The following is an 11,948-nucleotide window of genomic DNA, read 5'->3' as shown; positions in this document are numbered from 1 at the left end:
ATGAAATTCCGTCCTGTTACAGGCCTGCTGTATATCTATTTTGCACTGATAATGAGCGGTTGCCGAAGTGATTCAACAGACAATCCGAGAGCCTACGTAGAAGGCCAGATGGTTTCTGCGACGGTAGATTTCAATAAATTCAGGCTTAAAATCATCAGCAATAATATCGTGACAGCACAAACCGCGCTGCAGGCGGGCGGATCTTTCACACTTTCCGGACCCATCTCAAATGATGGCTTTTCGTTGACATCCACCGAAAAAATAAAATCTTTCAAAGCCGAAAAATCCGGGCTGACAATCTCCGCAGATTCAATGCAGATCAATGTTCCGCAAGGAATCACTTACCTTAAGTTCAACGAAATAGTGCTGACGAAATGAGGATCGTTATTTTACTTTTAATGATTTCGCCGGCGCTTTTTTTGAGCCAGAAGCGGAAAAAAGGTCTCGATGTAGTTTCGAACATCGATGTGAAGGTGCTTGCGATGAAACCGATCGGAAATAACTGGCTCGCCAAAGACCTGCAGCCTTTTTACGGTTTTGGTTTCGGTGGAAACCTGATGACACCGATCAATTTCGGAGTAGGGATTGATTACAGCGCCTATTTTTCGAATGTAGATTATGGCCGAAGAAACAGCTACGGCAACCTCGGTTCGCCGCGGATGACCGTTATCGATGCTTTCCTGACGCACCGCGATGAGATTTCCGAAGATTTTTACATTGAAGAAATGGCCGGATTCTCCTTTTACCGGCTGACGAATAATTTCATTGACCTTGGTTCCGAACAGTTAAAAGAAAAAGCGGTCGGGTTTCACCTTGGCGGGAAAGCAATTTACACGCTGGATGGGCCGCAGCAGGTTTTCGTAGCAGGAAAAGCGAATTTCTACTTCGGCAACACATTTAATGAAAATGCTGATATCCGGAGATACTACAGCCGCTCGGTCCTGCTAAGCTTGAGTTTGGGTTACAGGTATAATTTTTAGACCTTTCGCATCAATAATATTTAAATTTGCTGAATGATAAATTTCATCAAGAAAAAAATCGCGCTTATTTGGGCAAAAAAGCACGTTAAAGCTACCGCAAAATTCAAAAATAATGCGGTAGAAGATCAGCACCAGCTTCTGCTTTCGCTTGTAAAAACCGCGGAAAAGACATTGTTTGGACGGGAACGAAATTTTGAAGAAATCAAAACCATCCAAGATTACCAGACACACGTGCAAATTGCTGATTATGAAGAGTTAAAACCTTATATCGAAAAAGTAAAAAAAGGCCAGCGCAATATTCTGTGGACAGAAACACCGGAATATTTTGCGAAAACTTCAGGCACCACTTCAGGTTCGAAATACATCCCGATTTCAAAAGAAGGAATGCCTTATCAACTCGCTGCCGCGCAAAGCGCGATCTTTCATTATATCAGCCAGAAAAACAATTCAGATTTCGTGGCCGGAAAAATGATTTTCCTGCAGGGAAGTCCGGAACTTGAAGAAATTAACGGAATTAAAACCGGCCGTCTTTCCGGAATTGTTGCTCATCACATCCCGAATTATCTTCAGAAAAACCGCCTTCCGAGTGAAAAAACAAACCTCATCGACGACTGGGAAACCAAAGTGGACGAGATTGTAAAGGAAACCGAAAGGCAGAATATGACACTGATTTCGGGCATACCGCCGTGGCTGATCATGTATTTTGAAAAACTCATCGAGCGAAACGGCAAAAAAATCACGGAACTTTTCCCGAATCTCCAACTGGTCATTACCGGCGGTGTAAATTTCGAGCCTTACCGCGAGAAAATGAACGAACTTTTGGGAAAACCTGTGGACACCATCCAGACTTTTCCGGCGAGCGAAGGATTTTTTGCGTTCCAGGATGATTATACCAAAGAAGGTTTACTGCTGTTGACCAATCACGGAATTTTTTACGAATTCGTGCCGCTAGATACCTACGGAAAACCCGATGCACAACGGCTTACGTTAAAAGACGTGGAACTTCACAAAGATTACGCACTGATCCTGACGACCAATTCCGGACTTTGGGCGTATTCTATTGGTGATGTGGTGCGATTTATTTCTAAAGATCCTTACAGAATCGTGGTGTCGGGCAGAACCAAACACTTCACTTCGGCTTTTGGTGAACACGTGATTGCGTTTGAAGTGGAGGAAGCAATGAAGGCCACAGTTGAAAAATTTCCGGCTCAGATCACCGAATTTCATCTGGCGCCACAGGTGAATCCTGCCGAAGGTTTGCCTTATCATGAGTGGTTCATCGAGTTTGAGAAAGAACCGGCGGACATGGAAGCATTCAGAATAAATTTAGATGAAGAAATGCGGCGCCGAAATACATATTATGATGACCTGATTGCCGGAAACATTTTAAAACCTCTGGTAATCGGCAAACTAAAGAAAAACGCATTTCACGAATACGCAAAATCTGAAGGGAAACTTGGCGGCCAGAACAAGATTCCAAGACTCGCGAATGACAGGAAAATCGGTGATTTTCTGGAAAAACTGAAATCCTGAAATTAAACGGACTTAAGACCAAAACCATCCGAATAGGGTGGTTTTGTTTTGTATAAGTGAAACTCATTCTGCATCCGGTCTATTATTCAAATTTTTTTAGGGTCTAAATTCATAAATTCCAAAGCATTAGATTCTAATATCGGGTAAAATGGAAGTTCGGAATTACGCATTTCCTAGGAAATCACGTGATACCGCCTTATATTAGCCGAAATAATTATTATTTATGAGAAAATTTTATGTTTTGGGAGCAATGTTAGCGATAACATTCTCAAATGCGCAGACCGCGAAAAAAAGCTTTTTCAAAAAAAGCGACACTGGCCTTCACAAACCTTTTGTCTCTAATCTGAAAGAGAGCAGCATTAAATTTCAGCAGGCAGCAGATTTTGACAATGCTATTATTTCAATGGTTGATCAGGATGATGCGCAGATCATTGCTGCAGACGATTTCCAGCTTACAGAAGCTGTAAAAGTTGACAAGTTTGTTTTCTACGGCACACAGGATTACGATGATTTACCTGATTACCTACTTGGTGCAAAGATGTACATCTTCAATGACGATAACGGCAAGCCGGCCGGCACACCTACAAATGCGGGGAATGCGGTAGCAGCCATCAATTTGCGCGGTAGCAGTGCCATTGCTATCTCTACTGAAAACCCGTGGGAATTTACTATCGATGTCAATGTAACGCAGGCTTTAGGACAAACTCTTACGCTGGATGCCAACAAAAGGTATTGGGTTGCATTCGCACCGATCGTAGACCTTGGTGATGAATATGGTGCAGATTCTTCTGAAATATTCTACTGGGCAGGCACGCCAACCGGTAATTTTGCTGAGCCTGTCCTTATTGATGAGGAAGATCTTTTTCAGGCAGGAGCAACAGACTGGAGCACAATCTCCGACCTGACCGGAGACCCTATGCCGGGGATGGCATTCTCTATTACTGGCGAAACTGCACTGGGAACGGGCGAAGTTTACTCAAACCGTAAAAATGTTTCCGTTTACCCGAATCCTGCAGTTAGCGTAGTGAACGTGAAAGCAAACGGGAAACATGCCATCACGAAAACCGAAATCTATGATATGAACGGCAAACTGGTTACAAGTTCAGCAAGCAATTCTATCGATGTAGAAAAACTCCCGAAAGCAGTATATCTTGTTAAAGTTTATGCGGGTTCAAAAGTTATCGAAACTACAAAACTTATCAAAAAATAGATTTAACTTCTATTTTTAAAGCCTGCGTTTGCAGGCTTTTTTTGTTTTAAATTCTCTAATTTAGTTCGAAACCGCCTTCAGCCCAACAACAGAGGCGATCAGTGTAAAGACAAAAAACATCCGCCAGAAGGTCGCGGGCTCATTAAATATGAAAATTCCCGCCATCACGCCGCCCACTGCACCAATTCCCGTCCACACTGCATACGCTGTTCCCACGGGAATCGGGTTGCTGCCGTACGAAATCGCTTTATAAAGCAGGAACATACTCAGCGAAAGCGAGATGGCAAATCCGGCCCACCAGAAAAAGCTTTCACGGCCCGTGGTTTCCTGCGCCTTGCCGAGACAGGTCGCAAATCCGGTTTCGAAAAGACCGCCGATGATCAGTAAAATCCAGTTCATAAACGCAAAGATAATTTTTCCCTGAAAAATGCCGGGCAAGATTTACATTTGCACATGATTTCACTCACGCCTCTACAAACGCTGAAAATTCCCGAGTTCCGGAACCTTATGGCCGGACGTTTCTTTCTGGTACTTTCTTTCCGCATGCTGGCTACGCTGATGGGTTGGTGGATTTACCAGCTTACAAAAGACCCGTTTGCAATCGGCCTCATCGGGCTTTCAGAAGTGATACCGGCTGTGTTCACCGCGCTGTACGCAGGCCATGTGATCGATAATTCGGAGAAAAAGAAACTGCTGCTGATCTGCAACTACATCTATGTTTTCCTCATAGGTTTGCTCATCATCCCGGCTTTTTTCGGGCACCGACTTTTACATTTCAGCAATCTGCAGATCTCATACTTCATTTACGCAGTGATATTTTTTACGGGTTTTTGCCGGGCTTTCCTCGGACCCATCATCCCGTCGATGATCCCCAAAATAGTTTCGCGCGAGACTTTGCCCAACGCTATTACTATTAACCAAGGCACATTTCTCACGGCTTCGGTTTGCGGACACGCGCTCGGTGGCTTCCTGATTCACTGGATTGATATTTCGGGGACTATTTTGGTAGTGGTCGTACTTATGGTGCTTTCCTCGTTCTTCTTTTGGTTCCTGAAAAAGCATCATTCAGAAAACGGCCAGCGCGACATCGGCGTGGTACAAAGCATGCGCGAAGGCGTCGCGTACATCTACAAAACCAAGGAAATCCTGGGTGCGCTGTGTCTGGACATGTTCGCGGTGCTGTTCGGCGGTGCTGTGGCAATGATTCCGGTGTTCGCGTCAGACATCCTGAAGGTGGGTTCGGAAGGTTTCGGCCTGCTGAATGCAGCTTCAGACATAGGTTCCATGTGCATTATCGCGTTTCTGGCCTTCTTTCCGTTGAAGAAAAATCAGGGAAAAATACTGCTGGCGGCGGTTGCAGGTTTCGGTCTCTGCATCATCGCGTTCGGCTTTTCGCAACTTTTCTGGCTCTCATTCGGTTTCCTCATGCTGAGTGGCATGCTCGACGGTATTTCGGTTGTCATCCGCGGCACCATCGTTCAGCTGAAAACACCAGATCACCTGCGCGGCCGCGTGCTCAGTGTAAATTCAATCTTCATCATGTCGAGCAACGAGATGGGGCAGTTCGAAAGTGGTGTGGCTGCCAAGCTTTTCGGCGTGGTACGCTCCGTGATATTCGGTGGTACAGCTACGGTGCTCATCGCGCTGCTGGTGGGAACTACCAACCCGAAACTCCGGAAAATGGAGTATTAAAATATTTTTAAGGAGCTACAAATTTTCGTTCATTCTGAAGACTCCACCCGCTTTCCGCTGCAATCCCGCTTAGGCGGGGATTTCCGCTGCAATCGGGGCTAGGAACCCGGGCATTTTACCTTCAGACAGATATTGACTTATTAACATCGGTTAGCATTCATTACCAACATTTTAACCCAGAAACACGGGCTATTGTTGGTTAATAAATGGCAGGCGATTTCAAAAAAAACTATCTTTGTCCCATGACACAGAAGGAAACTTTATCTTCACTGATTCACGGCAATTTTGCGCGTGAGCTTTCCATTTCCGATGGCAAAATGCCGCCAAACGCAGTAGATTTTGAGCGTTTGGTGATCGGGACTTTCCTTATTGATAAAAAAGGCCTCGATTACTCGATAGATTTACTTACGGCAGACGTATTTTACGATCCCAGACACCAGGAAATCTTCCGTGCGATCCTGAAACTGTATGAAGGTAACCATCCCGTTGACCTGATGACCGTAATCCAGGAACTTAAGAAAAATGAAAAACTCGGTTTTGCGGGCGGCGATCATTATATCATCGACCTTACAATGGGCGTGTCGTCAAGCGCGCATATCGAATATCATGTGCGCGTCATCCTCGAAAAATTCATTCTTCGAAGCCTGATCAACGTTTCCGCGAACGTAATCGACAGTTCGTACAAAGAATCAACGGATGTATTCGAACTTTTGGATAAAGCCGAACAGTCTTTCTTTGAAATCACCAACGGAACCATTAAAAAAGGTTTTGACACAGCAAATACACTTGTAAAACAGGCGATTGAAACCATTAAATCATTAAAAGACAAAGAAGGAATCTCCGGTATTCCGTCAGGTTTCAGAGACATTGATAAAGAAACCGGCGGCTGGCAGAATTCAGACTTGATCATCATTGCGGCACGTCCTGCTATGGGTAAAACGGCTTTTCTGCTTTCGATGGCACGAAACATTGCGGTGCAGCACCAGATTCCGCTTGCCCTATTCTCGCTCGAGATGGCGTCTGTGCAGCTTATCACGAGGATGATTGCCTCTGAAACCGGCATCTCTTCAGAAAAACTCCGTAAAGGCCAGATGAGCGATGAAGAATGGCAGCGTCTGTTCTCCAATGTATCGGAACTCGAAAACGCACCACTCTACATTGATGAAACACCTTCTCTGTCGGTATTTGATTTCCGTGCGAAATGCCGCCGACTTGTGATGCAGCATGGTGTGAAGATCATCATGGTCGATTACCTGCAGTTGATGACGGCGAATTCCGGTAAGGGCGCCGGAAACCGCGAACAGGAAATCGCCACGATTTCCCGATCCCTAAAAGCAATCGCAAAAGAACTTAATGTTCCGGTGATCGCGCTTTCGCAGCTTTCAAGATCGGTGGAAACGCGTCCGGGCAAAAGACCGATGCTTTCTGACCTGCGGGAATCGGGAGCGATTGAGCAGGACGCCGATATCGTATCGTTTATTTTCCGTCCTGAATATTACAAGATCACCACGTGGGATAATGATGAAGACGGCGGGGAAAGTTCAACTGAAAACCAGGCCGAACTCATCATCGCAAAACACCGGAACGGCGCTACGGCAGACGTAAGGATGTCATTCTTTAAAAACATCGCGAAGTTCGCTGACCTCGATTTGTTTGGGAACCAGCACACGATGGGTTATCAACCGTCTAACTTCGCCGCGATGGACGCGCCGGGCGGATTTGATAAAATCCGGGCAACCATTGATCCGGGTGCCGCGTTTGATTTACCCGGCAGCCAAAATGTGTCGGGTTCATCGATGAATGATTTGGATGACGATGATGAATTTGAGTTTTAAATATTAAAATTTAGCTATACAAATTAAGTCGGTGCAATGCCGGCTTTTTTTGAAGCTTATCTTAAAGAAATATTACAGATTGAGTTTACGAATAGAAATCTACACAGACGGCGCGTGCAGCGGAAATCCGGGAAAAGGAGGATACGGGATTGTGATGAAAGTTCCGGAGAAAAACTACGTGAAACACTTCAGCAAAGGTTTCCGCCGAACTACCAACAACCGCATGGAACTGCTGGCGGTGATCGTGGCACTCGAAAAACTGAAATCTCCGGACAACGACATCCACATCTTCACGGACAGCAAATATGTGTCCGACGCTATCAATAAAAAATGGCTGCTGGGTTGGATAAAGAAAGATTTTAAAAACGTAAAAAACCCCGATTTGTGGCGAAGGCTGGTACCGCTGCTCAAGACTCACAACACGACTTTCCACTGGATAAAAGGCCACGCCGGGCACCCCGAAAACGAAATCTGTGACCAACTCGCGGTGAAGGCTGCACAGGGACCGACACTGGAAACCGATGAATATTTCGAGAATCCTGATCCGGGCGGGCTGTTTTAATTTAATTTACCACACCAGAAGTAATCGCTGTCAGCGCTTTTTTACTTTTGTTATCTTTGTTCAATGAATTATATTGAAGCGCTGAAGCAAAGATATTCGGTAAAGAAATTCGACCGCGAACGGCAGGTTCCGGCGGATGTTTTGCAAAACATTCTGCAAGCCGGCAAGCTGTCTGCAAGTTCGCTTGGCCTGCAGCCTTACAAAATAGTTATCGCAGAAAGTGCCGAAATAAAATCCAAACTGATCCCGGCATTTTATAATCCATCCCAAATCTCAACGTGTTCACATCTGGTCATCCTTATTTCTAAAAAAAATGTGGATGACAGCTACATTGACGGTTATTTCCGGCACATTTCTGATGTTCGCGAAGTTCCGGTTGGCAGTCTGGACCTGTTCCGAAAAAACATTGAGGGCTACACCAAAAAACCGGAACAGGAAGAAGTTGCCTTTTGGGCTGAAAAACAGACCTATATCGTACTCGGAAATCTGATGTTTGCGGCCGCGCTGGAGAAAGTGGATTCATGTCCGATGGAAGGATTTAAAAAAAACCTCATCGAAGAGATTCTGGGCTTAGACACTGAAAAAGAAAGTGTTGCAGTGACGCTTGCACTGGGCTACCGCGCGCCGGATGACAACTTCCAGCATTTAAAGAAAGTGCGCAAACCAGATCAAAAATTATTTAAGTTCATTTAATTTCAATGATAAAAACAGATGTACTGGTAATTGGTTCCGGGATATCCGGCCTCTCCTATGCCATTAAGATTTCCCAAAAAATGCCCGATGCGCAGATCACCATCGTCACCAAAGCTGATGAGGATGAGAGCAACACGAAATATGCCCAGGGCGGGCTTGCTGTGGTGACCGATTTTGATAAAGACGATTTCCAAAAACATATCGATGATACGATGCGTGCCGGCGATGGTGAAAATAAGCGCGAAGTGGTGGAAATGGTCATCAGGGAAGGTCCGGCGCGGTTTCGGGAACTTGTAGATTGGGGAACCAATTTCGATATGGAAAAAGGCGGGGATTTCAAACTCGGGCGTGAAGGCGGCCACACCGAAAACCGCATCGTTCATCATAAAGACGTCACGGGTGCCGAAATAGAACGCGCACTGCTCGAAACTGTACGTAAATCGCCGAATATCGAAATGCTGGCGCATCATTACGTGATAGACCTCATCACGCAGCACCACGTTCCGGGCAAGGAAACACAAACCGACGATATCGCTTGCTACGGCGCCTATATTTTAGATGAAAAGCAGAAAATAATTAAAAAAATCACCGCCAAGATCACGCTTGTAGCCACAGGTGGCGCCGGACATGTTTACAAGAACACCACCAATCCGGTGATCGCAACAGGCGACGGAATTGCCTTTGTGCATCGCGCGCGCGGAAAGGTCTCGAACATGCAGTATTATCAGTTTCACCCTACTGCACTCTACTCAAAACGTGACGGAATGCTGTTTTTGATTTCTGAAGCGGTGCGCGGAGACGGCGCAAAACTGCGGACCAAAAACGGTGAAAAATTCATGCATAAGTACGATGAACGCGAAGAACTCGCTTCCCGCGATATCGTTGCACGCGCGATCGATAATGAACTGAAAATCTCCGGTGACGAATACGTCGGGCTCGACTGTCGTGGAATGGATGAAGAAAAATTCAAAGAACACTTCCCGAATATTTATCAAAAATGTCTGCAGGAAGGTATCGATCCGTTTAAGCAGCTGATTCCCGTGGTTCCGGCCTGCCATTACCTGATGGGCGGCATAGAAACCGACATGAACGGACAAAGTTCGATCACAAACCTATTTGCAGTGGGCGAATGCACAAATTCCGGACTTCACGGCGCAAACAGACTCGCCTCAAATTCACTGCTCGAAGGATTGGTTTTCGGGCATAATGCTGCTATGAAAACTGTGGAACTGCTCAAAGCGAATCGGTTTAATTTTGATGACCTGAAAGCCGTGCCAGAATGGGATGACGAAGGCCTGAAAATGATGGACGAGATGGTAATGATTTCCTATTTCCGCAGACAGCTTCAGGAAATGATGAGCGATCTGGTAAGCATCGTAAGGACTAACGAACGGCTTTTGCTGGCACAAAAGAAACAGCGCGAAATCTATGAAGCTGTGACCGAACTTTATAATTATTCCATCATGTCGCCACAACTTTCAGAACTTCGGAATCTGGTAAACGTTTCCTATCTGATCATCAAACATTCTCTGGCTATGAAACAGAATAAAGGCGCATTTTTTAACAAGGACCTTAACTGAGATTTAAATTCCAAAAAACCAGCGTATGAAAATCTCTCCTGTTATTTCACCAAATGAACTTACGGAAATAATTAATAATAAAAATGTTGTACTCATCGATGCCGGCAGCGGAAAGCCTGCACACGAGAGATATCTGGAAAAGCATATCGAAAATGCATTTTATGTTGATTTAAATGAAGATTTAGCTGAAATTCCGGCAGATGCCAAAAATGGTGGCCGTCACCCGCTTCCTTCACCTGAAAAATTTGCAGATGTTTTGCAGCGCGTAGGAATTAAAGAAAACTCACACCTCATTGTTTACGATGATAAAAACGGCTCGAATGCTGCAGCTAGATTTTGGTGGATGGCGCGCGCCGCAGGCCTTGAAAATGTTCAGGTTTTAGACGGCGGTTTGCAACAAACTGAAAAATTCGGTTTGCCAATCACTCAGAAAATACCTGTCGCCGATGAGGTTGAATTAATTAAATTCAAAAACTGGGAGCTTCCGGTCATTAATTTGGATCAAATTGAAAGCTACGTATCCGCAGAATCGAATATTTTAGTGGATGTGCGTGAAACCGAACGCTACAATGGCGAAACTGAACCTATCGATCTGGTTGCAGGACATATTCCGGGCGCGATCAATTTACCTTTTAAAAATAATCTTGACGAAAACGGCTTTTTCCGTAAACCTGAAGAACTTAAAAAACAATTCAAGGAGGTTGTTGGAAACGCCAATAATATCGCAGTTCATTGCGGATCCGGCGTCACCGCCTGTCACACGATCCTGGCAATGGACTATGCAGGTCTTCCGATACCCACATTTTACGTCGGCTCCTGGAGCGAATACAGCCGGAACTATAAACCGATCGCGACTCAACCAGCAAATAATCTTACTCAATAAAATCATGAAAAAACCAAGTTACGTTACCGATAAAAATATTAAACAGTTCATAAAATCTGCACTTGCAGAAGACATTCAGGATGGCGATCACTCTACGCTGGCGACTATTCCGGCAGATCTGCAGCAAAAAGCCAAGTTGCTTGTAAAAGAAGACTGCATCCTGGCTGGTGTAGAAATGGCCACGATGGTCTTTAAGCAGTTTGATAAGAATCTGGAAATTGAAGTTTTAATTAAAGACGGCGCAACTGCCAAAGTGGGCGATATCGCGTTTTATGTGACAGGCAGCGCCCGGTCTATTCTTTCCACCGAAAGGCTGGTACTCAACTGTATGCAGCGCATGAGCGGCATCGCAACGCTGACGCACGACTGGGATTCGCGTTTGCTCGGAACCAAAACCAGACTTCTGGATACCCGCAAAACAACGCCAAATTTCAGGATTTGCGAAAAATGGGCGGTAGCGATAGGTGGCGGAACCAATCACCGGTATGGCCTGTACGATATGATCATGCTGAAAGACAACCACATCGATTACAACGGAAGCATCACCAATGCCGTGAAAATGGCACGCGAATACAACAAGTCGCTGAAGAAAAAACTGAAGATAGAAGTGGAAACCCGCAACCTCGAAGAAGTGGAAGAAGCCCTGAAAATGGAGGTAGACCGCATCATGCTCGACAATATGGACACTCAAACCATGGCGAAGGCAGTGAGCCTGATTGCCGGAAAATGTGAAACGGAAGCCTCGGGCGGAATCACCCGCGAAATGCTGAAAGAAGTCGCTAAAACAGGTGTAGATTTTATTTCGGCAGGCGCACTCACCCATTCGGCTTCGAACATAGATTTAAGCTTGAAAGCCGTAGTCTGAAACTTATGTCAAAGCACGTTTTAGGGAATTATTTTTAGCGATTATGCAATGCATTATTCCTCTTCGGGGAAATTTTTAAGCACATTAACTATCTGTTAATGTGCTTTTTAAATAT

At 45.2% G+C, this 11,948-nt stretch carries 12 protein-coding genes; 11 read left to right on the top strand and 1 reads right to left on the bottom strand.

Annotated elements, in window-relative coordinates; genetic code table 11:
* From H9628_RS03650 to H9628_RS03635, 4 genes are all read left to right on the top strand, one after another.
* Positions 1 to 378 (top strand): hypothetical protein, encoded by a 378-nt coding sequence (locus H9628_RS03650; protein WP_251832757.1) that lies wholly within the window; start codon positions 1 to 3, stop codon positions 376 to 378.
* Positions 375 to 980, top strand: coding sequence for a hypothetical protein (locus tag H9628_RS03645; protein ID WP_251832756.1), 606 nt, complete (start codon positions 375 to 377; stop codon positions 978 to 980). The genes H9628_RS03650 and H9628_RS03645 overlap by 4 nt, the downstream gene beginning before the upstream one ends.
* A gap of 33 nt (positions 981 to 1,013) precedes the next feature.
* Positions 1,014 to 2,513 carry a GH3 auxin-responsive promoter family protein gene (locus H9628_RS03640; RefSeq protein ID WP_251832755.1) on the top strand — a complete coding sequence of 500 codons (1,500 nt, stop codon included), beginning with the start codon at positions 1,014 to 1,016 and terminating at the stop codon, positions 2,511 to 2,513.
* Between the two features lie 223 nt (positions 2,514 to 2,736).
* Complete coding sequence (locus H9628_RS03635; protein WP_251832754.1) at positions 2,737 to 3,723, top strand: T9SS type A sorting domain-containing protein; 987 nt, start codon at positions 2,737 to 2,739, stop codon at positions 3,721 to 3,723.
* 60 nt (positions 3,724 to 3,783) lie between these two features.
* On the opposite strand, the gene H9628_RS03630 is transcribed toward H9628_RS03635, so the two are convergent.
* Positions 3,784 to 4,122, bottom strand: a complete 339-nt coding sequence (locus H9628_RS03630) for a DMT family transporter (RefSeq protein WP_251832753.1) — start codon at positions 4,120 to 4,122, stop codon at positions 3,784 to 3,786.
* Positions 4,123 to 4,176: 54 nt separating this feature from the next.
* Here H9628_RS03630 and H9628_RS03625 point away from each other — a divergent pair, with 54 nt between their 5' ends.
* The 7 genes from H9628_RS03625 to nadC all read left to right on the top strand — a co-directional run bounded on the left by H9628_RS03625 (position 4,177) and on the right by nadC (position 11,833).
* Positions 4,177 to 5,415, top strand: coding sequence for an MFS transporter (locus H9628_RS03625; RefSeq protein ID WP_251832752.1), 1,239 nt, complete (start codon positions 4,177 to 4,179; stop codon positions 5,413 to 5,415).
* A gap of 242 nt (positions 5,416 to 5,657) precedes the next feature.
* On the top strand, positions 5,658 to 7,250 hold the full coding sequence (dnaB, locus tag H9628_RS03620) for a replicative DNA helicase (protein WP_251832751.1): 1,593 nt from the start codon (positions 5,658 to 5,660) through the stop codon (positions 7,248 to 7,250).
* A 79-nt stretch (positions 7,251 to 7,329) separates the two neighbouring features.
* Complete coding sequence (rnhA, locus tag H9628_RS03615; RefSeq protein WP_251832750.1) at positions 7,330 to 7,812, top strand: ribonuclease HI; 483 nt, start codon at positions 7,330 to 7,332, stop codon at positions 7,810 to 7,812.
* A gap of 63 nt (positions 7,813 to 7,875) precedes the next feature.
* Positions 7,876 to 8,505 carry an NAD(P)H-dependent oxidoreductase gene (locus H9628_RS03610; protein ID WP_251832749.1) on the top strand — a complete coding sequence of 210 codons (630 nt, stop codon included), beginning with the start codon at positions 7,876 to 7,878 and terminating at the stop codon, positions 8,503 to 8,505.
* A gap of 5 nt (positions 8,506 to 8,510) precedes the next feature.
* Positions 8,511 to 10,085 (top strand): L-aspartate oxidase, encoded by a 1,575-nt coding sequence (gene nadB / locus H9628_RS03605; protein WP_251832748.1) that lies wholly within the window; start codon positions 8,511 to 8,513, stop codon positions 10,083 to 10,085.
* 25 nt (positions 10,086 to 10,110) lie between these two features.
* Positions 10,111 to 10,968 carry a sulfurtransferase gene (locus tag H9628_RS03600; protein ID WP_251832747.1) on the top strand — a complete coding sequence of 286 codons (858 nt, stop codon included), beginning with the start codon at positions 10,111 to 10,113 and terminating at the stop codon, positions 10,966 to 10,968.
* 4 nt (positions 10,969 to 10,972) lie between these two features.
* Positions 10,973 to 11,833: a carboxylating nicotinate-nucleotide diphosphorylase gene (nadC, locus tag H9628_RS03595; protein WP_251832746.1), complete on the top strand. Its 861-nt coding sequence runs from the start codon at positions 10,973 to 10,975 to the stop codon at positions 11,831 to 11,833.
* Positions 11,834 to 11,948 lie beyond the last annotated feature (115 nt).

This window comes from Kaistella pullorum (assembly GCF_014837035.1).
Lineage (GTDB): Bacteria > Bacteroidota > Bacteroidia > Flavobacteriales > Weeksellaceae > Kaistella > Kaistella rhinocerotis.
Note: the sequence above shows the minus strand (reverse complement) of the source record. Positions and strands in the feature narration are given on the sequence as shown.